Source organism: Streptomyces sp. NPDC026394, assembly GCF_055567735.1.
In genome coordinates, this window is the sequence record NZ_JBVHPX010000009.1 from 61,672 (window position 1) to 81,541 (window position 19,870).

The following is a 19,870-nucleotide window of genomic DNA, read 5'->3' on the forward strand; positions in this document are numbered from 1 at the left end:
CGCCCCGCCGCCGGGCGCGTCCCGGACCGGTCGTCGAGGAATGCAAGGATGGGCCGTATGGACATCCTGCGCAGGAACAACGTCACCGTCACCGGTAACCCGGAGGGGCCGGTGGTGGTGCTGGCGCACGGTTTCGGCTGTGACCAGAACATGTGGCGTCTGACCGTGCCTGCCCTGACCGACGCCTACCGGGTGGTGCTGTTCGACTACGTCGGCTGCGGCCGCTCCGACCTGTCGGCGTTCCAGGAGGACCGTTACGCCTCCCTCGACGGCTACGCCCAGGACGTGGTGGAGGTGGCCGAGGCCCTCGACCTGCGCGACGCCACCTTCGTCGGGCACTCGGTCAGTGCCATGACCGGTGTGCTCGCCGCCCGGCGGGCCCCGGAGCGCGTCGGCTCCCTGGTGATGGTCGCCCCCTCCCCGCGCTACATCGACGACGAGAGCTACCGCGGCGGCTTCACCGCCGAGGACATCGACGAGCTGCTGGCCTCGCTGGACTCCAACTATCTGGGCTGGTCGGCCACCATGGCCCCGGTGATCATGGGCAACCCGGACCGTCCCGAGCTGGGCGAGGAGCTGACCAACAGCTTCTGCGCGACCGACCCCGACATGGCCCGCGTCTTCGCCCGTACCACCTTCCTGTCCGACTCCCGCGACGACCTGAAGACGGTCGAGGTGCCCACGCTCGTCCTGGAATGCACCCAGGACGTGATCGCCCCGCGCGAGGTCGGCGCGTACGTGCACGCCCAGGTCCCCGGCTCGACGCTGGTCACCCTGGACGCCACCGGCCACTGCCCGCACCTGTCCGCGCCCCAGGCCACCAACGAAGCGATCACCGGCTTCCTCGCGGGGCTGCGGTCATGAGCCGCGCCGGACAGGAGGAACCCGACCCGCACCGGGCGGGCGGCGACAGCACCACGAACGCCGCGTTCGCGGCGCTGCTGGAGGACAGCGCCGAGGAGCTCTACGACTCCGCCCCGTGCGGCTACGTCTCGACGCTGATGGACGGCACCATCGCGAAGATCAACGCGACGCTGCTGGACTGGCTCGGTCTGGCCCGCGAGGCGGTGGTCGGGCGGATGCGCTTCACCGACCTGCTCACCGTGGGCGGCAAGCTCTACCACGAGACGCACTTCGCCCCGCTGCTGCGGATGCAGGGCGAGATCAACGGCATCGCGCTGGAGGTCAGGCGCGCCGACGGCCCGCGGATACCGGTCCTGGTCTCCTCGACCGTCAAGTACGGCAGCGAGGGCGAGCCGCTGCTGATCCGTACCACCCTCTTCGACGCGCGGGACCGCCGCGCGTACGAGGAGGAGCTGCTGCGGCGGCAGCGGGAGGCGGAAGAGGCCCGCAAGCGGGCGGAGGCGGACCGCGCGCGGTTGCAGGAGGCGCTGGCCGTTCTCCAGCAGAGCCTGCTGCCCGCCGTACTGCCCGACATACCCGGCCTCGAAGTGGCCACGTACTACCACACCGCCTCCCCCGACCGGCTCGGCGGCGACTTCTACGACCTGTTCGCCCTGGACGGCAAGCGCTGGGCGTTCTTCCTGGGGGACGTGAGCGGCAAGGGGCCCAGGGCCGCCGCCCTGACGTCACTGACCCGCTACACCCTGCGTGCCGCCGCCCTGCACGACCCGGACCCGGTGGCCACCCTGGCCACCTTGAACACGGTGCTGCACGAGCGCTACAGCGGCGGCGACCCGCGCTACTGCACCGCCATATTCGGCGTGCTGGAACCCGCCCCGGACACCGGCGAGGTGGCCGTACGACTCGCCTCGGGCGGCCATCCTCCGGCGCTGGTCCTGCGCGCGGACGGCACGTGCGACTTCCTGCCCACCCCGGGCGGGCTGCTCGTCGGCATCCTGCCCGACCCGCGGTTCACCACCGCCGTCACCACCCTCGCGCCGGGCGACAGCCTGCTGCTCTACACCGACGGCATCACCGAGGCCCGCACGGGCCCCGACCGCGCGCTGTACGGGGACGACGCCCTGCGCACGTTCGCCACCGGCCACAGCGGGTCGCCACCGCACACCGTGATCCAGGCGCTGACCGGGCTGCTGGACAGTTTCGGTGACGGTCTGGACGACGACACCGCCCTGCTCGCCCTGGGAGTTCCGGCCGGCGCCCACCCCGGCGCCTCCGCTCCGCCCGCCCCTGCCCCTGCCCCTGCCCCTTCGACCCCACCCCAGAGATGAGCGCACTGAAGATAACCCCCCGGGACGCCGCGACCGGTCCTGTACTGGAAATCGCCGGGGACCTCGACTACGACCATGCCGACGAGCTGCGCTCCGTCGTCTCCGGCCTCACGCTGGAGCCGGGTCAGCGCCTGGTGCTGGACCTGCGGGCGATGGAGTTCTGCGACTCCAGCGGCATCACCGCCCTGCTGGCGGCCCGGCACCACGCGATCGCCGCCGAGGCGGACGTGGCCCTGGCCGCCGTACCCGCCAACACGCTGCGCGTCCTGCGTTACGTCGGCCTCGACCAGATCTTCACCTGCCACCCCGACAGCGAGGTGGCAACCGCCCCTTGAGGGGGGCGGACCGGTCGAAAGGCGGATGCTTCAGGGAGACACCGCGGAGTTCGCTCGTCTGGCAGCTCTTCGGCGTCGGCGGAACGACCCAGCGCTCTTTCGCCGATGCACCGCGCGCCCGTCCGGGAGCCTTCGCCGGATACGCGGGTCCGGACGTGGGCGCGTACGACCTCGCGCACCGATTCCTGTTCTTGTACGCCGAATTGGTGCCGTATCGCAGGTGGGTCGAGGCGACCCTGCCGGTACGGACGGCCCGGATGGGCACCACCCACCGGCTGTACGTCGCCGACAACTCCGCGCTCGCCGACTCCCTGGGCGGCCCCGACCCGATCCTGATCACGCAGGCCCTCGCGACCCGCACCGCCGAGCGCGTCTTCGGGCAGGCCCTCGGCGGGGACACCTCGGTCCGTACCGGCTCCCCGTGGGATCGACCGGCGTACACGTCAGCCGCCGCCGCGCCGAACGGGGCCTGTGCACGGGCCCGTGCGGTGACCCCGTCGACGTTCACTCGTTTGAAGGGGACAGGTGCCCTGCAGCCCTCAGCCTTCGGGAGGCGCTCCGCCCCATGGTCACGTCGCAGCGCCGCTCCCCGGACGGCCGTGAACGGATCACGCTCCGCGAAGCCGAGGCGGGCCTCGTCGAGCACTACACCGCGCTGGTCCGTCTCGCCTACCTCACCCTGCCGCCGACGCTCAGCAGACACCGCAGAGTGCTGACAGCTCACGGCCTGGTGCAACGCGCCCTGCCCGGCTTCCGGCTCCGCAAGGCCGCCCCGCGGGTCCCGGCCCAGCGCCCGGGGCCGACGCGGCTCGGGCCCGAACGGCTCGGGCCCGCGTGGGTACGGGAGCGGGTGCTGCGCACGGCGCTGGCGTACGAGCGCCGTCCCCGCAGGTGGCCGAAGAGCCTGCCGCCGCCGCGCGCGCTGCGGCCCATGCTGCCGGTGGTGTGGGGGCTGCGGCTGTTCCCGCGCGCGGGCGGACGAGAGGAGATCGCCCTGGGGCAGGCGCTGTCCGGCCTGTCCGCCGACGTCCGGGCGGCCTTCGTGCTCTCCCGGGCGGACGAACTGCCCGACGCCCAGGTCCGGGCGCTGCTCGAAGCCGCCGGCGTCGGCCATCCGGACCGGTCCCTGCGGGTCGCGCGGCAACTCGACGCCCCGGCCGTCGCCGCCGCCCAGACGCTCCTGCGGTCGGCGGAGTTCAACGCCTGCTCGGTGCAGACCCGGCCCACCGACCTGCTGCGCCGCAGACAGCGGTGCCGCCTCGCCGGGGCCGTGGCCGCGGTGGTGGCGGTCGGTGCCGTGGTCCTGACCGCCACCGGCTCGGCGCCGGACCCTCGGACCGCGCGCCCGGCCCTCGGTCCGGTCACCGCCGCGGACCTGGTACGGGCACCCCGCACGACAGGGGCCGGCGCCTCCCGGGCCGACTTCACCGCCTGGCCGCCCCGCGGCGTACGGACCCGGGACCGGGACCTGCTCGACCGTGCCCTCGCGACCTGGTCCCGGCCGCCGCGCGGCACCCGCCTCAGCCGTACGCCCGACACCTTCACCGGCCCTCCCCCGCACGGTACGCAGTTGTTGTACGCGGGAGAGGTGGCGGGCGACGCCGTGGTACTGCTCCACGACGGCCTGCGTACCGTCCGCTACAGCGAACCCCTCTCCCCCGGCGGCCACGCCAAGCTCCACTTCGCCCGTACGGACAGCAGCGACGCGACGACGGCCGCCGCACTCGTCGTCAGCCGGACGCGCGGCGCGGCGCGCTACCTGACCGCCCCGTGGATCGCGGCTTCGGCGACGCGTGATCTGCTGCGGCCCGACGTGCCCGCACGGCCGGTGCGGGTCTCGGCCGAAGGCATCACCGAACCGCTGCGCGGTCCCGCCGCTTCCGGCCCCTGCGATTCCTGGCCCGCCCTCCAACTGCGTTCCTCGGCCCGGGCCGTCGGGCAGCGCGCCTTCCTCGTCACCGATCTCGGCGACCTCGTACCCGCCCACCTGACCTACACCCCGCTGCCCGGCCGTGGCACCCCGGCCCGGCAGCCCCGCGAGGCCACCGGCGCGGCCGCACTGGCGAGCTGGGCACACACGGCCTGCCACCTGGCCGGGCTGCCCGAGGGCGTACGCGCGGTGAACGTATCGGACTTCGCGGGACAGCCCCTTCCCGGGGGAGCCGGCCGGGCCGTGTGGTCCTGCGTGCGGGCCGACACCTGGCGCGGCCCGGACGAGGTGAGCGTACGGATCTCCTGTCCGCGCCCGGTGGAAGGCGGGCGAGCGCCGTAGGCGTAGGGCGCGCAGGCCGGTTTGTTCCGAGCGCGGCCGGCCTCGTCGGCTTCGTGTAGTACGGACCGGTCAGGCCACCGGTCGAGGTACCGGGGAGAGGATGAGCGGGCACGCGTCGGTGGACAGTGACCGTCCGCTGGGTGATGAACAGCTTGCAGCTTGGGGGCCGCCCGGTTGGCCGTGCACGACCGCGAGCGGCAGGTGTGCTTCCGCGACGACACCGGGCGCTGGAACACCGATCCCGGCTACCCGGACGGGCTGTACCTCAAGGTCGACTGCCGCTCCGTGGCCGGGCGGCGGTGGACCCTGGGCGTCTGGCGCGTGGACGAGCCCGACCGCCGGCCCGACCTGGCACATGTCCGTACGCCGCGAGGAGTTCGACCGGTGGTACGCCCGTCCGCAGGCGGCGGACGGTGACGGCGGAGCGCTCGGCTCCGGATGACGCTCGCGCTCCGCCGTCCGTCCTTGAGTGCTCAGGCGCTGTCAGGGGTGCGGGGGTCGCGCCGCATGGACCACAGCACCGGGCCGCCGCCCGGGAGTTCCATTTCCCCGCGTACGACGAAACCGAAGTGCTCGTAGACGGGGACGTTGGACGGCTTGGACGACTCCAGGTAGACGGGCAGGCCCGCCGCGTCGGCCTGGGCCAGGCCGGAGCGCAGCAGCGCGGCGCCGTGTCCCCGGCCCTGGGCGGCGGGGTCGGCGCCGATCACCGCGAGGTACCAGTGCGGCTCCTGGGGTGCGTGCTCGGCCGCTGCCATGACGGTGTCGCGGAACAGCGGAGCCCGGTCGCCGAGGATGTCCTGGAGTTCCTGGACGGTCTCCGCGTCGGGGACGGCCTTCGCCTGCCCCTCCGGCGGTACCCAGAAGGCGGCTGCCGCGTCGGTGCGCTCGCAGACGCCGTGGTGGGCGTACTGCCGGGTGAACAGCGTGGTGAAGTAACGGCCCAGTCCGGCCTCGCGGGAGGCGTCGTCGGGGAAGAACCAGCGCATCATCGGGTCGTCGTCGAAGGCGCGGGCCAGGGTACTGCTGACCAGTCGGGCGTCGTCGACCGTCGCCCTCTGCGGGGTGTTCGTTATCGGCACACCGGTCATTCTGCACCCGCGGTGATCTTCGGTGGTCGGCGGGTGGTCCGTCCGCCGTACCGGACCGCCGTGCCGCCGTACAGCAGCGCCTGCGGGGCGGACAGCACCGGGCCGCCGAACCGCCCTGCCGCCGCGGCGCCCGCCGAGCGGTGGGCGGCTCCCGGTGCGCGGCCCGCGTCCCGCCTGCCGACGTACGGTCCGCGCTCATCCGGCGTTCAGGGTGGCCCGGATCGTCTTGCCGCCTGCCGGGCCGTCGAGGACGTCGAGGGTGTGCGCGAGGGCGTGCACGATCAGCAGTCCGCGGCCGCTCTCGTCGCCGTCGCCGGCCGGGTGGAGCCGGGGCCGGTCCGGGCAGTCGTCGCTCACCTCGACGGTCAGGGTGCCGTCCTGGACGCACAGGCGCAGCCGACAACTGCTGCGGGTGTGCCGGGTGACGTTGGCGACCAGTTCGGTGACGATCAGGAAGGCGTCCGCCGGATCGGCGGGGCAGGGCGCGGCTTTCCCGTCCCGGGTCAGGAAGGCGGCGGTCAGCCAACGGGCCCAGAAGACGGTTTCGTGGGCGTGGGGTAAGAGGTATTCGACCCGCGTCGTCCGGACGCGGGCGCGACGACGGGTACGCAACGTTCGGCTCACTCCCCCCAAGGGCCAGTCGGCCCCCTTGGGTTACGCCTCGGTGGCCGGATCGCGGCGGCTGGTCTGTACCACCCATGCCCCGTTCGGGTGACAGCCACGCACGGTTCCGCCGTAGTACGGGTCATACGGTGGCGTGACCACCGTCTGCGGACGCCGCCTGCCCGACCGGACGGCGAACGCCGGCGGTCCCGGCCGTGCGCACCGGCCGTCCGTCCGGTCCGCGGGCGCCGCGGCCGTCGGCCGGCACCGGCCTCGCACAGTGACGGGGTGGCCGTTCAGGTGTCCGGGGGCCGCGTGCCTCCGGTGGGACGCTCCCCCGGCGCGTGCTTGTCCGTGCGGAAACGGGGCATCACACCGGTTGAGGCCGACGGGCGGGCCGCGGCGAACGCCCTGCACCGCATCGGACCGCCCACACGCTCGGCCACGACTGCCCGGCCACCTCCCTGCGGGCCGGGACTCGTCCACCGACGGAGGAGACGCCTGTGTCTGGTCTCTCACGCTGCTTCCGTGGCCGCGTCGCTCCCCGCCGCCTCGTCCGTACCGGCGCCCGCTGGTGGCGGTACGAGGGCCGGCCGCGCAGGCGGCCCTCGGACTCGTACCCGAACAGTGACGGCCCCTGCTGGCGCGCGCGGCGGGACGGCGGGACGCTGCTGCTGTCGGTCTGCGGCGACCTGGACCTGGAGCTCGCCCGGCGCCTGGGCCCGGCCCTGTCCCAGGTGTCCTCGCGGTCCGTCCACACGGTGGTGCTGGATCTGAGCCGGGTCACCTTCTTCGACTGCAGCGGACTGCGGTGGCTGTGCGAGGTGCGGTCCCGGGTGGCCGCGCACGGCGGAGAGACCTACCTGCGCCAGCCGCCGCGCTGCGTGTACCGCGTACTGCAACTCGCGCCGCTGTCCCGGCCGTTCGCCTTGCTTCCGGCCGCCCCCGCCGCCCGCCCCGCGGGGGCGGCGGGAAGCAGCCGTTCGGTGGGCAGCGGTTCCCGCCGCCTCGCCGTGCGGCGCCGGCGGGCCGCGTACGGGGCCACGCGGCCGCACCGCAGCTAAGGATGCTGGGTGGGCCCGTTCGCCGGGCGGCATCCGGCCCGCGTCCGGCATCCGGACCCTTCTCCCGGAGGTGGCGCAACTCGCCGCCTCCGGGCCGGACACGCCTGGTACCGGTGCCTGCGTACGGATAGCGTGGTCGGCCCGGCCCCATGGGTGTTGGTGCGAACGCGCTCGGAGGTGCGACATGCCGCACGCTGACGGGTTGCTGGTCAACATGGTCGCCGACTGTGACGCGTGTGCGGTGGTACGCGTCAGCGGAGCTCTCGACCACGCCGGGGAACAGTTCTTCCGTACGACGATGGGCGGCCACGTCGACGCCGGTTACCGCTATGTGGTCCTGGACTGCGCGGCGCTGGTCTACTGCAACTCCCGCGGCCTGAACTGCCTGCTCGGGCTGCACTGGCTGCTCAGCCGTCGCCGCGGCCGTCTCCTGCTCGCCTGTGTGGGGCGCCGGGTGCTGTGGATGCTGGAGCACACCGGCAGCAAGGAGGTGCTGGCCGTCTTCCCCACCGTGACCCGGGCGCTGGCCAGCCTGCCCGTGCACCACCGTCCCGCCTGGCCGCCCCCGCACCCGGTCGGCGCCGGCCCCGGGGCCTGACTCCAGGGCCTGACTCCGGGCCGGGCCGGCGTCATCGGCACACCCGTCACGGGACCACCCGTCACCGGCACACCCGCAGGCGGTTCATCCCCCGGCGGCCTCCGGCGCCCGGCCGCCCCAGGCGTCCTCGACGCTGGCGTAGCGGGGGAACTGTTCGGCGTAGCCGGTCAGCCGGAACAGCAGGTCGACGGCCTCGTGATCGTAGACGACCCGCACCCAGCCGCCGACCGCCTCGCAGCGCGCCTGGGCCTTCATCAGTTCCTGCAGCCCGCTGCTGTCGATGAAGACCACCTGCCGCAGGTCGGCGACGACGAAGGCCGGGAGTGCAGCATCGTTCCCTCTGAGCTGGTCCCGGAACGCCGACGCCGTGGCCAGGTCGATCTCGCCCACCGGGCAGACCACCCGGCAGCCCTCCCTCAGCTCGGGACACCGGGTGTTCATGGCGGCCAACTCCTCGGGGACTGCGCGGCGCGGCCCGCACGACCGGGTCTGCGGCGGACTGCTGGCAGCTTACGGACACCACACGCGCAGACGAAGCCGAATGTTCACTCATCAATGAAAACTTCACGAAAGACTTCTACTGATCGTCCAGCGATCGTTTTCGCCCATCCAACGCCGCAGTTCGATCAGATCACGCAGCCCGATCATCCAATAATCCGCGCACCGGTTCGAGAGGCGGCGTGGAGGGGGCATGGAGTGGCATGGAAGGGGTGGCCGCGGCCCGGAAAGGCGCGCTCAGCCCGAGGAGCGGGCCCGCGGTGGCGACGGGCCCGCTCCTGAGGTCGTGCGGAGGGTACGGGTAATGCGTCAGATCAGCACTTGTTGTCCGGGTGGTCGGAACCGCCGTCGTCGAGGTTCTTGTTGTAGACCCAGCCGTCGACGTTGAGACCGTCGATCCGTACGTGCGTCCACTTGTTGCCGGCGGAGTTCTTCACCCAGCAGTGGTAGAACAGCGTGCGCGCGGTGCCGACCGTGGCGACCACACCGCATTCCTTGTTGGGGCCGGTGCGGACCTTGACGCTGTCGCCCTTCGCGGTGCCCTTGCCGGAGGACTTGTTCGACCAGCCGGGGTGGGTACACGCGTCCGCACCGGTGGGCGCGGCGCTGGCGGACGGCGCGGTGACGGTGAGCGTGGCACCTGACAGGAGCAGCGGTGCGGCGATGGCCGCGGCGAGTCTCGCGCGCTTCTTCAGTGTCATGGTCTTCCCCCTTGCTCGGCGGGCGCCCGTACGGCCGGCCCGGTTGCACTGAGCATGGCGTGCCCGGGAGAGATGTGCGGGACGCGAGGGACATCTGGCCAGAAGTCGCACTGGAGGGGCTAGTTCCTGAGTGCTCCCGGTGTGCCTCCCCCGGTGACCGTTGATCACCTCGCGTCCGCACGGCCATCGTCCTACGGCGCCATCTCGTACGCCCCCGACAGCGCCTCGACGCGCTCCCAGACCCGCGCGGAGCGGGCTTCGTCGACGACGGGGCGGCGGACCGCGGACAGGGCCCAGGTCTGCTGGGCGTCGGTGGCCGAGTCCTTGCCGTGCAGTTCGACGGCGTGCGCGGAGAAGTCGCGGACGAGGACGGCGAACAGCTCGTCCAGGACGTCCGCGTCGAGGTCCGTCAGGCGGGCCTGTTCGAGGACGAGCTGGCCGTGGACGACCAACGCGAACAACTGGCCGACGGCGAGCAGCAGGTCGAGGTCGCGGCTCTGCTCCTCGTCGGGGGCGGCGGTGGTGACGAACGCGCACAGCGCGTCCGCCTGCTCGCGGAAGCGGGCGACGTTGGGCACCTCGGCGTACGCGTCGTAGGCGGCGCGCCAGTCGTGGAACCGTACGGCTCCCAGGCCGCGGGCCGGGCCCTGGCGGAAGAGGAAGGCGTCGTCGGCCGCGTCGAGGCGGGTCGGTACGGGCGCGTACTCGGCCGGGTTCAGCAGGTGGTTGCCCATGAACTTGAGGATCAGCGCGAGGTTGACGTGGACGGTGCCCTCCAGCTTCGGCAACCCGCGGATCTCGGTGGCGGCCTGCGCGAAGTAGGTGTCCTTCTCGAAGCCCTTGGCCGCGATGACGTCCCACATCAGGTCGATGACCTTCTCGCCCTCGGTGGTCACCTTCATCTTCGTCATGGGGTTGAAGAGCAGGTAGCGGCGGTCGTCGGGGCCGGCGGAGCGGAAGTAGTCGACGGCCCGGTCGCTGAACAGCTTCATCCCGACCAGGCGGACGTAGGCGTCGGTCAGCTCACGGCGCACGTGCGGGAAGGCGGTGACCGGGCGGCCGTACAGGATGCGGTTGCGGGCGTGGGTGACGGCCTCGTACATCGCGTGCTCGCAGATGCCGATCGAGGCGGTGCAGAGGTTGAACTTGCCGACGTTGACGGTGTTGAGCGCGGCGTCGAAGGCGGCGCGGCCGGTGTGCAGGACGTCGTCCGGCCCGACCGGGTAGTTCTCCAGGCGGAACTCGCTGACGTACTTCGAGGAGTCGACGACGTTCTTCACCAGGTGGTACGCCGGGTGGCGGCTGTCGGCGGCGAAGAAGACGTAGCCGTCGGGGCCCTCGACGTCGGTGCGGCGGCCGAAGACGGAGACGAGTCCGGCGGCGTTGCCGTTGCCGATGTAGTACTTGGCGCCGCTGGCCAGGAAGCCGCCGTCGCCGTCGGGCTCCAGCAGCATGTCGGTGTGGTAGATGTCGGCGCCGTGCGTCTTCTCCGACAGACCGAAGGCGAACACCTCGCCGTCCGCGAGGAGTTCGGCCGCGCGGGCGCGGGCGGCGGCGTTGTCGCTCTGCCAGACCGGGCCGAGCCCGAGGATGGTGACCTGCCACGCGTACCAGTAGTCGAGCCCGTAGAAGCCGAAGATCTCGTTGAGGGCGGCGATCCGGGCGGTGTCCCAGCGCTTGTCCTGCTGCCCGCCCGCGGCGGCGGCCGGGGTGAGGAAGGTGGCGAACAGTCCTTCCTTGCCCGCGAACGCGAGGAAGTCGGCCAGCCAGGCGCGGGAGCGGTAGTCCTCGATCAGCCGGCGCTTGCCGCGGTCCTCGAACCAGTCGACGGTGGCGCGCAGCAGCCTGCGCGTCTCGGGGTCGAAGTGCGCCGGGTCGTAGGTGCGCGGGTTGAAGAGCAGCGGGTCGGCCATGGGGTCCGCCTTTCGGGGTGAGGGTGGGTGGAGAGAGCCGGGTCACGGGCCCGGGCCGTCGGCGACGGGCAGGCGACCGGCTCGGCGCTGTGGTGCTCCGGTTCAGGGCCCAGGGGGCTCAGTGCCTAGGGCCGCAAGGCATGGAGCGTGTCGAGCACGTCCTCCAGCCAGGTGATCGTCATGCGCTCGTAGGCGATGCCGCCGCGCAGCACGGCGTGCTGGAGCTGCTGCCCGGCGTCGAGGGCGGCGGGTGCGTCGGGGCCGGTGAAGTCGCGCCGTTCCCCCGCCAGGTAGTGCGCGAGCCGGTCGGTGTGCACCTGGTGGTGCCGTTCGACCTCGTGGATCAGCGCGGCCGGGTCGTCGAAGGCCGCGCCGCGGATCTTGACGGCGAGGTCGTGCCGTACGCTCTCCGGCTCGATCGGCTCGTGCAGCCAGGAGGAGAGGGCGGTCCGTCCGAGGGCGGCGACGGAGTACTCCTTCTTGTCCGGTCGCCCCTGTTGCGGCACCTCGCGGACGTCTACCCAGCCGTCGGTCTCCATGCGCTTGAGGACGCGGTAGATCTGCTGGTGGGTGGCGGTCCAGAAGTAGCCGATGGACCGCTCGAACCGGCGGGCCAGCTCATAGCCGGAGCCCGGCTTCTCCAGCAGGGAGACGAGGATCGCGTGTTCGAGCGCCATGCCCCGATCCTGCTATGCAACGAGTTGCATAGACAAGCGGCACCGCGCAGGTGAGACGCGGGTCACCCGGCCGCGCTCCGGCCTCCTCAGCGGTCGGGCTTGGGACGGGTCTCCGGTCCCGGCAGCCGCGGACCGCGCCGTTCCTTGCGGTACGGGCGGAGGGGGTCGCGCGCGGTCGTCGCGCCGGACGCCGGGACGGACCGGCCCCGCGCACCGGACGCGCCCCGGACGTCCGGCGAGGGCACCGGCGGGCAGGACTCGACCAGGATGAACGCCACGTCGTCGGCGAGGGCGCCGTCCGTGTGGCGGAGCAGGGCCTCCTGGACCGCGTCGGCCGCGTCGTCGAGCGCCGCCCGTGAGCAGGCGGACCGCAGACCGGCGAGGTCGACCATGTCGCCCTCGGGGCTGCGGGCCTCGGCCAGGCCGTCGGTGTAGAACAGCAGGCGGTCGCCGGGGCCGAGGACCACGTCCTGGACGACCGGCGCGGGGTGCAGTCCCAGCGGGGTGGTCGGTTCGGCCGGGGCGAGCAGGCGGGGCGGGGCGTCGGCGGGCAGGAGCAGGGGCGGGTGGTGGCCGCAGTTGGCCAGGCCGACCCGGGTACCGGCGGGCCGGCCGGTGGTGCGGAACTCGGCGGCCAGGGCGGTGACGAAGTCCTCCGCGCCGAGCAGGGCGGCCAGGCGCCGGTCGGTGGCGTCCAGCACGGCGGGCAGGTCGGGGCGGGTGTAGGCGCTGTCGCGGAAGAAGCTGATGACGGCGGCGGACAGGCGTACGGCCCGCAGGCCGTTGCCGCGGACGTCGCCGATCAGCAGGCGCAGGCCGGCGGGGGTGTGCGCGAAGGCGTACAGGTCTCCGCCGAGCAGGGCCTGGGGTGAGGCGGAGCGGTAGCGGGCGCACACGGCCACGTCGCCTAGCCGGAAGGTGGTGGGCTGGAGGATGGCGCGCTGGGCGACGGACGAGGTCTCGGTCAGCTCGCCTTCGTGAGCCACCCGCCGGGCGGCGCTCCAGGTGGCGTACGCGCCGCCCAGCGCGAGCACGGTCAGGCGCACCAGCACGCCCTGTCCACCGATGTCGCCCTCCCACACCGCGACACCGGCGGCCAGCAGCACCACGTACAGGGCGACGGAGCCGGTGCGGGGGCCGTCGAGCCGGGTGGCCGCCAGCAGCGTACAGATCATCAGCAGTCCGACCAGACTCTGCGCCGGACCCAGTACGAGATCACCGACGGCTATGGGGACGCCCGGCAGCAGCGCGAACAGCAGCCCGCTGCGGTCGCGGTCCAGGCGCATACACCCTCCTCCTGCTCCTCCTGCCTCGCGGCGCGGAAGGTCACCGTGAGCATGCGCGCCACCGTCCGGTCCATCCGGGCCGGATGTCGGCAACCGAACGGAATCGACGGACGCAGATCACGTAAGGGGCATTGCCGACCGGCCTTGACCTCTCCTGCACCTTGCGGAGGAGATATGCCCGCTGGCCAGTCCGCTTGCACATGCCGTACGGAAGGACGTCCACGGGTCGACACGGCGGCGCGGCCGACGCGGGCGGCAGCTTCTACCGGCGATGTCCAACACGGGCAACCCGCCGGTTGGACAGGCCCGTTGTCCGCCCGCCCGTCCAACTGGCCGCGGTTGACCCGCTGCTCCGGCGAACAGCAGAGTGAGGCAAATCGATTCATCACTGTCCGGAATCACCGGCCGGCAGCCGATGGCGAATACACGGCAAACGCGCGGAATTCGCGGAGCGTGCCGAAAGCACGCAATGCGAAGCGCACGCCATGCGTCGTGTCCCGGCCGTGGAGATTTCGGCTCGTCACGCTCGCTGCGGCCTACCGCGGCCTTTCGGAGAAGGACGCATGAACGGTCCGGTGCCCTGCCGGATCGTGTCCCTCCCGGCGCGAGGCGGAAGACCCGGGCGCGGAAAGGACGGGCCCGAGGAATGGACCCGGCGCCGGCCACCGGCCACCCCTCTTCGGGGCCGGCGCCGTCTCGGCGGTGAGCGGACGCTTTCGCCCCGCTGCCGCCGGTGTTCCACCGCGGCGGTGGTGGAGAAGGGATGTCAGGATGACCCAGCCCCAGGAAATGCCCGTACACCTGCGCCGGGACCGGTTCGACCCGGTCCCCGAACTCCGGCGGCAGACACGGGAGGCGCCGCTGACGGAGGCCGACATCGACTTCGGCCCCCTGGGCCGGGTGAAATGGCTCGCCACCGGAGAGACCGAGATACGGGAGGTGCTGGGCGACCTGACGCGGTTCAGCTCCGCACTGCCCGACGGCGAGGACGGGTCGGGCACCCCGGCCCTGCCGGGGAACCTGCTGACGTGCGACCCGCCCGACCACACCCGGCTGCGGAAGATGGTGGCGCCGGAGTTCACGGCCCGGCGGACCCGCAGGCTGGAGCCGCGCCTCCACGAGATCGTGGCGGAGTGCCTGACCACCATGGAACGGGTCGGGCCGCCGGCCGACTTCATGCGGCACTTCGCCTGGCCCATGGCGGGACTGATCACCTGCGAGCTGCTGGGCATTCCCCGGGACGACCGGGCGGAACTGGCCCGCTACCTGGACATCTCGCAGAACGACGCCGGGTCGCCGGAGCAGCAGACGGCCACCGGGAAGGCGTACTGGGCGTACATGGTCACGCTCGCCAACCGGCAGCGCCGCGACCCCGGAGACGGCCTGTTCGGCTCGGTGGTGCGCGCGCACGGCGCGGACATCAGCGACGAGGAACTGGCCGGCATCGGCGCGACCTTCGTGTCCGACGGCTTCCTCCAGGTCTCCAGCATGCTGGGACTGGGCACCCTGGCGCTGCTCGACCACCCCGACCAGCTCGCGCTGCTCCGGGAGCGGCCGGAGCTGATCGACCGGGCCGTGGAGGAGCTGCTGCGGTACGTCACCGTCATCCACACCGTGGCGCCCCGCACCGCCCGGGAGGACGTGGCCGTCGGGGACCACGTGATCAAGGCCGGTGAGCAGGTGGCCTGTTCCCTGTTCGCCGTCAATCGCGCGCAGGGCGGGGACGAGACCGACCGCTTCGACATCACCCGGGAGGCCGCACCGCACATGGCTTTCGGGTACGGCATCCACCACTGCGTCGCCGCCCCGCTGGTCAAGCGGGAGATGGCCGCCGTCTACCCGGCGCTGCTGCGGAGGTTTCCCGGACTGCGGCTCGCGGTGCCGCCGGAGGAGGTCCGCTTCCGGGGCTCGCAGACACGGCAGTTCAGCCTGGAGGACCTGCCCGTCGCCTGGTGAAGTAACGCCGGTCACTTCCGCGCGCCCGGCGCGCCCGCCACGTCCGGCGGGCGTGCCGGGCGCACTGCGTACGGGGACCGCACTGGCTCCTTGCCGTAACGGCCCGCGCCTTGGAGCGGGCCGTTACTGCCCTCTGCCCGCGGCCGGTTGGACCCGCGGGGAGGGCGGAGTCGTTGAACGCCACCGCGCAGGGCGCTCGCACCGTCGAGGCGTTCCGGTTGCGGGGGCGCCGGGTACGGGAGGCGGACCGCGCCGTGGGCTGCGCGTACCGGGCGGGGCGGCGCACGCTGGCGCTGCGTACGGTGCTGTTCCCGGTCACGGAGTTCGCGCACGCGCTGCCCATGGTGCTGATTCTGCTGGTCGGCGGGGCCGCGTACCTCGACGGGAAGGTCGGTCTCGGCGTGGTGGTGACCGGCAGCCTCTACATGAGGCGGCTCGTCGACCCGCTCGACCGAGCGCCGACCTGGGTGGAGCAGGTGCAACGCAGTAGCGCTTCGCTGGCCCGCGTCAAGGGCGTCGGGCTGGTCGCCGGTGCACCGGCGACGGACGTGCGGCAGCCGGCCGACGACCGTATCGGGGTGCGCGGGGTGCGTTACGCCTATCCGTCGGGCGCCCACGACGTCCTGCGCGACGCCAACCTGACGGGGTGTCCGGGCGAGCGGCTGGCGCTGGTGGGCACCTCGGGAGCCGGGAAGTCCACCCTCGGCAAGCTGCTGTCCGGCGTGGACGTGCCGTCGTCGGGGTCGGTCCTGGCGGGCGGGGTGCCGGTGGCGGAGCTGGCCGCGGCGGACGAGCTGGGCAACCGGGTCGTCCTGATCACCCAGGCGCACCACGTGTTCACGGGCACGCTCCGGGACAACCTGACGGCGGCGGCGCCGGACGCCGACGACGACGCGCTGCGCACGGCGCTCGCGCTGGTCGGGGCCGACTGGGCGGGCGCCCTGCCGGACGGGCTGGACACCGTACTGGGCACGGGCGGCGTCCACCTGGACGCGGCGCAGGCCCAGCAGCTCACCTGGCCCGGGTGGAGCTGGCCGACCCGCACACGCTCGTCCTCGACGAGGCCACCTCGCTGCTGGACCCGTCGACGGCACGGCACGCCGCGCGGGCGATGGCGGCGGCCCGCGCGGACCGTACGGTGATCTCCATCGCCCACCGGCTGCAGACCGCCCACGACGCCGGCCGGGTCGCCGTCATGGAGGCGGGCCGCATCGTCGAGCTGGGCTCCCCCGCGGACCTGATCGCCGCGGACGGCCCGTACGCGGCGCTCGGGCGGTCCTGGCACGGTGCGTGATCACCGCCGGCCGGACGCGGTGAGACGTCGCAGGGCGGCTTGGGCGGGCGGGCCCCAGGTGGCCTTGCCGCCGGGACGGCCGTGGACACCGGCGTCTCCGATGAGGAGACCGCCGAGGGCGCGCAGCACCGCCCAGCCCCGGGCGCGGCGCAGGGTCGCGGCGTCCGGGCCCGGCTGGTAGGCGGCGTGGAAGCGGTCGGCGGCGCCGTCCGGCAGCAGGAGCCACGCGGCGGCGAGGTCGAAGGCGGGGTCGCCGGCGAACAGGTCGCCGAAGTCGATCACGCCGGTGACGATGCCGTCCGTGGTCAGGACGTTGGCCGGATGCAGGTCGCCGTGGAGCCAGAGACGCGGGCCCGGCCATTCGGGCGCGGCGGCGGCGTCCTCCCAGACCGCGCGGACCGCGTCCGGGTCGTGGACCAGGCCCAGTTCGACGACCGAGGCGAGCCCTTGGGTGAAGGACTGGGCGGTGTCGGCCAGCGGGCCCCCGCGGTCCCGGCCGTCGGGCGCCTCGTCGGGTGCGGGGCGGTGCAGGGCCGTCAGGAAGGCGGCCAAGGTGTCGGCGGCTTCCGCGCCACGCGTCGCGGGGGCGCGGTCGGCGGGCTCGCCCGGTACCCAGGTGGTGACGAGCCAGGGCCGCGGAAACCGTTGCGAGGGTTCACCGAGGCGCTGCGGTACGGGGATCGGGAGCGGCAGGTGCGGGGCGAGGGCGGGCAGCCAGGCGTGTTCCTTGCGCAGCAGCGCGTCCGCGGTCTCCGTCGCCCAGGGCATCCGGACGGCGAGGTCGTCACCGAGCCGCCACACCTGGTTGTCCCAGCCGAGCGCTCCGAGTGTCACCGGGCGGTCCGCCAGGTCCGGGTGCTGCTCGCGCAGCAGGTTCCGGATCAGTTCCGCCGTGATGTCCGTCTCGGTGACCGTCATGGGCAGCAACGATAACCGGGGGGGGGCGGCCCGGCCCGTACGGAGCCGGGCGGCCGCGCCGGGCCCCCGGCCCTCTCGCCGGCTCTCAGTGCCCGGCGCGGCCGTGCTCGTCGGGCCGGGCCCGGCCGACGTACTCCCGAAGGTGCCGGGCCGTCAGCGTGTCGCTCTCGGCGACCAGTTCGGCGGGTGTGCCGGTGAAGACGACCTGCCCGCCGTCGTGTCCGGCCCCCGGGCCGAGGTCCACGATCCAGTCCGCGTGGGCCATCACCGCCTGGTGGTGCTCGATGACGATCACCGAGTTGCCGTCGTCCACCAGCCGGTCGAGCAGGGCGAGCAACTGGTCGACATCGGCCATGTGCAGGCCGGTGGTGGGCTCGTCCAGGACGTACGTGGTCGCCTTCTCGTTCATGTGGACGGCCAGTTTGAGGCGCTGCCGTTCGCCGCCGGAAAGGGTGTTGAGCGGCTGTCCCAGGCGCAGGTAGCCCAGCCCGACGCCGGCGAGCCGCCCGAGGAGGGCCTGGGTCTGCCCGGAGGGGAAGAAGTCCCGTGCCTGGGCGACGGACATGGCCAGCACCTCGCTGATGTCCTTGCCGCGCAGCTTGTACGTGAGCACCTTCGGCGTGAAGCGTCTGCCCTCGCACTCCTCGCACACCGACGCCACCCCCGCCGTCATCGCGAGGTCGGTGAAGACCAGCCCGATGCCGTTGCAGTGCGGGCAGGCGCCCTCCGAGTTGGCGCTGAACAGTGCCGCCTTGACGCCGTTGGCCTTGGCGAAGGCGGTACGGATCGGGCCGAGCAGGCCGGTGTAGGTGGCCGGGTTGGAGCGGCGTGAGCCGCGGATCGGCGACTGGTCGGCGACGGCGACGCCGTCGCGCCCGGCGACGTACCCGTGGATCAGCGAGCTCTTGCCGGAGCCCGCGACGCCGGTGACGACGGTCAGCACCCCCAGCGGTATCTCCACGCTGACGTCCCGCAGGTTGTGCCGGTCCGCGCCCTGGACCGCCAGGGTGCCGCGCGGCGCGCGCACCGGGTCGCGCAGCCGGGCCCGGTGCTCCAGGTACCGCCCGGTCAGTGTCCCGGAGTCGCGCAGCCCCGGCACGTCACCGGAGTAGCAGATCCGCCCGCCGTCCGTACCGGCGCCGGGGCCGAGGTCCACGACGTGGTCGGCGATCGTGATGACCTCCGGCTTGTGCTCGACGACGAGTACGGTGTTGCCCTTGTCGCGCAGGCGCAGCAGCAGGTCGTTCATCCGCCGGATGTCGTGCAGGTGGAGCCCGACGGTGGGCTCGTCGAAGACGTAGGTGACGTCGCTGAGGCTGGACCCGAGGTGCCGCACCATCTTCACGCGCTGCGCCTCGCCGCCGGAGAGGGTGCCGGCGGGCCGGTCCAGGCTCAGGTAGCCGAGGCCGATCTCCACGAGGGAGTCGAGCAGGTGCCGCAGGGTGGCGAGGAGCGGCGCCACGGAGGGGTCCTCGACCGTGCGCAGGAACGCGGCGAGGTCGCTGATCTGCAGGGCTGAGCAACGGGCGATGGTGACGCCGTCGATGGTGGAGGAGAGCGCGGCGGCGCTCAGCCGGGTGCCCGCGCAGGCGGGGCAGTCGGCGAAGGTGACGGCCCGGTCCACGAAGGCCCGGATGTGGGGCTGCAACGCGTCGCGGTCCTTGGCCAGGAACAGCCGCCGGACCTTGGTGACGAGTCCTTCGTACGTCGTGTTGAGGGCGGCGGCCTTCACCTTGGTCGCGGGCTTGTGGAGGAAGTCCTGCCACTCCCGCTCGGTGTAGTCCTTGAGTTTCCTGTCCGGCGGGAAGAAGCCGGAGCCCGCCATGACCTGCCAGTACCAGGAGCCCACGGCGAAGTTGGGCACCGTGACGGCGCCCTCGTCGAGGGAGAGCTCGCGGTCCACGAGCTGGTCGACGTCGATCGTCGACACCTGGCCGATGCCCTCGCACCGCGGGCACATGCCTTCGGCGCTGTTGAAGCTGAAGGCGCTGGAGGTGCCGATGTGCGGGGTGCCGAGGCGGCTGAAGACGATCCGCAGCATGGTGTACGCGTCGGTGGCGGTGCCCACCGTGGAGCGGGAGTTGGCGCCCATCCGCTCCTGGTCGACGATGATCGCGGCGCTCAGGTTGCGCAGTGCGTCCACGTCCGGGCGCCCCAGGCTCGGCATGAAGGACTGGACGAACGCGGTGTACGTCTCGTTGATCAGCCGCTGCGCCTCGGCGGCGATGGTCCCGAAGACCAGCGAGGACTTGCCCGACCCGGAGACCCCGGTGAAGACGGTGAGCCGCCGCTTGGGCAGGTCCAGGGAGACGTCGGCCAGGTTGTTCTCCCGTGCGCCGCGTACCTCGATGACGTGGTGCAGATCCGCGGCGGCCGGCCGGGGGCGGGTGGGATCGGCGGGCATGTCGAATCTCTTCTCCTCCGGTACGGCGGTACGGCGGCCGGGCGGCGGTGGCACGCGCGGCCGGGCGC

General features: G+C 73.0%; 17 protein-coding genes and 1 pseudogene. 9 read left to right on the forward strand and 9 right to left on the reverse strand.

Annotated elements, in window-relative coordinates; all coding sequences use genetic code 11:
- Window positions 1–57 precede the first annotated feature (57 nt).
- The 5 genes from ACZ4QV_RS21850 to ACZ4QV_RS21870 all read left to right on the forward strand — a co-directional run bounded on the left by ACZ4QV_RS21850 (window position 58) and on the right by ACZ4QV_RS21870 (window position 5,216).
- Window positions 58–864, forward strand: a complete 807-nt coding sequence (locus tag ACZ4QV_RS21850) for an alpha/beta fold hydrolase (RefSeq protein ID WP_467763285.1) — start codon at window positions 58–60, stop codon at window positions 862–864.
- Entirely contained in the window at window positions 861–2,192 is a 1,332-nt protein-coding gene (locus ACZ4QV_RS21855) for a PP2C family protein-serine/threonine phosphatase (protein WP_361639657.1), read from the forward strand. Before ACZ4QV_RS21850 ends, ACZ4QV_RS21855 begins: the two co-directional genes overlap by 4 nt.
- Window positions 2,189–2,527 carry an STAS domain-containing protein gene (locus tag ACZ4QV_RS21860; protein WP_361152576.1) on the forward strand — a complete coding sequence of 113 codons (339 nt, stop codon included), beginning with the start codon at window positions 2,189–2,191 and terminating at the stop codon, window positions 2,525–2,527. The genes ACZ4QV_RS21855 and ACZ4QV_RS21860 overlap by 4 nt, the downstream gene beginning before the upstream one ends.
- Window positions 2,528–3,092: 565 nt before the next feature.
- Window positions 3,093–4,799, forward strand: a complete 1,707-nt coding sequence (locus ACZ4QV_RS21865; protein WP_361152574.1) for a hypothetical protein — start codon at window positions 3,093–3,095, stop codon at window positions 4,797–4,799.
- 174 nt (window positions 4,800–4,973) lie between these two features.
- Window positions 4,974–5,216 (forward strand): hypothetical protein, encoded by a 243-nt coding sequence (locus ACZ4QV_RS21870; RefSeq protein WP_361590808.1) that lies wholly within the window; start codon window positions 4,974–4,976, stop codon window positions 5,214–5,216.
- Window positions 5,217–5,272: 56 nt separating this feature from the next.
- Here the strand turns inward: ACZ4QV_RS21870 and ACZ4QV_RS21875 are convergent, their stop codons facing one another.
- Both ACZ4QV_RS21875 and ACZ4QV_RS21880 read right to left on the reverse strand, forming a co-directional pair.
- Window positions 5,273–5,890, reverse strand: coding sequence for a GNAT family N-acetyltransferase (locus tag ACZ4QV_RS21875; protein ID WP_361152569.1), 618 nt, complete (start codon window positions 5,888–5,890; stop codon window positions 5,273–5,275).
- A gap of 195 nt (window positions 5,891–6,085) precedes the next feature.
- The gene (locus tag ACZ4QV_RS21880; RefSeq protein ID WP_361152567.1) at window positions 6,086–6,502 is read right to left on the reverse strand and encodes an ATP-binding protein; all 417 of its coding nucleotides are present in this window, start codon (window positions 6,500–6,502) and stop codon (window positions 6,086–6,088) included.
- A gap of 494 nt (window positions 6,503–6,996) precedes the next feature.
- On the opposite strand from ACZ4QV_RS21880, the gene ACZ4QV_RS21885 reads away from it, so the two are divergent.
- Complete coding sequence (locus ACZ4QV_RS21885; protein WP_361152564.1) at window positions 6,997–7,557, forward strand: STAS domain-containing protein; 561 nt, start codon at window positions 6,997–6,999, stop codon at window positions 7,555–7,557.
- 184 nt (window positions 7,558–7,741) lie between these two features.
- Complete coding sequence (locus ACZ4QV_RS21890) at window positions 7,742–8,155, forward strand: STAS domain-containing protein (protein ID WP_361152561.1); 414 nt, start codon at window positions 7,742–7,744, stop codon at window positions 8,153–8,155.
- Window positions 8,156–8,239: 84 nt separating this feature from the next.
- On the opposite strand, the gene ACZ4QV_RS21895 is transcribed toward ACZ4QV_RS21890, so the two are convergent.
- The 5 genes from ACZ4QV_RS21895 to ACZ4QV_RS21915 form a co-directional block, all read right to left on the reverse strand.
- On the reverse strand, window positions 8,240–8,596 hold the full coding sequence (locus ACZ4QV_RS21895) for an STAS domain-containing protein (protein WP_361152558.1): 357 nt from the start codon (window positions 8,594–8,596) through the stop codon (window positions 8,240–8,242).
- Window positions 8,597–8,967: 371 nt separating this feature from the next.
- Window positions 8,968–9,354, reverse strand: a complete 387-nt coding sequence (locus ACZ4QV_RS21900; RefSeq protein WP_361152556.1) for an SH3 domain-containing protein — start codon at window positions 9,352–9,354, stop codon at window positions 8,968–8,970.
- A 191-nt stretch (window positions 9,355–9,545) separates the two neighbouring features.
- A complete protein-coding gene (locus ACZ4QV_RS21905) occupies window positions 9,546–11,267 on the reverse strand; it encodes an acyl-CoA dehydrogenase family protein (protein ID WP_361590804.1) in 1,722 nt (573 codons plus the stop codon).
- Window positions 11,268–11,392: 125 nt separating this feature from the next.
- On the reverse strand, window positions 11,393–11,944 hold the full coding sequence (locus ACZ4QV_RS21910) for a PadR family transcriptional regulator (RefSeq protein ID WP_361152552.1): 552 nt from the start codon (window positions 11,942–11,944) through the stop codon (window positions 11,393–11,395).
- Between the two features lie 86 nt (window positions 11,945–12,030).
- Window positions 12,031–13,230: a PP2C family protein-serine/threonine phosphatase gene (locus ACZ4QV_RS21915; RefSeq protein ID WP_361152549.1), complete on the reverse strand. Its 1,200-nt coding sequence runs from the start codon at window positions 13,228–13,230 to the stop codon at window positions 12,031–12,033.
- A gap of 771 nt (window positions 13,231–14,001) precedes the next feature.
- Between ACZ4QV_RS21915 and ACZ4QV_RS21920 the strand changes: the two genes are divergently transcribed.
- Window positions 14,002–15,186 (forward strand): cytochrome P450, encoded by a 1,185-nt coding sequence (locus ACZ4QV_RS21920; RefSeq protein ID WP_361590799.1) that lies wholly within the window; start codon window positions 14,002–14,004, stop codon window positions 15,184–15,186.
- Between the two features lie 164 nt (window positions 15,187–15,350).
- Window positions 15,351–16,480: pseudogene (locus ACZ4QV_RS21925) on the forward strand (ATP-binding cassette domain-containing protein); the annotation flags it as partial.
- Here the strand turns inward: ACZ4QV_RS21925 and ACZ4QV_RS21930 are convergent.
- On the reverse strand, window positions 16,481–17,398 hold the full coding sequence (locus ACZ4QV_RS21930; RefSeq protein ID WP_467763286.1) for an aminoglycoside phosphotransferase family protein: 918 nt from the start codon (window positions 17,396–17,398) through the stop codon (window positions 16,481–16,483).
- An 85-nt stretch (window positions 17,399–17,483) separates the two neighbouring features.
- Entirely contained in the window at window positions 17,484–19,802 is a 2,319-nt protein-coding gene (locus tag ACZ4QV_RS21935; protein ID WP_467763287.1) for an ATP-binding cassette domain-containing protein, read from the reverse strand.
- Window positions 19,803–19,870: the final 68 nt, after the last annotated feature.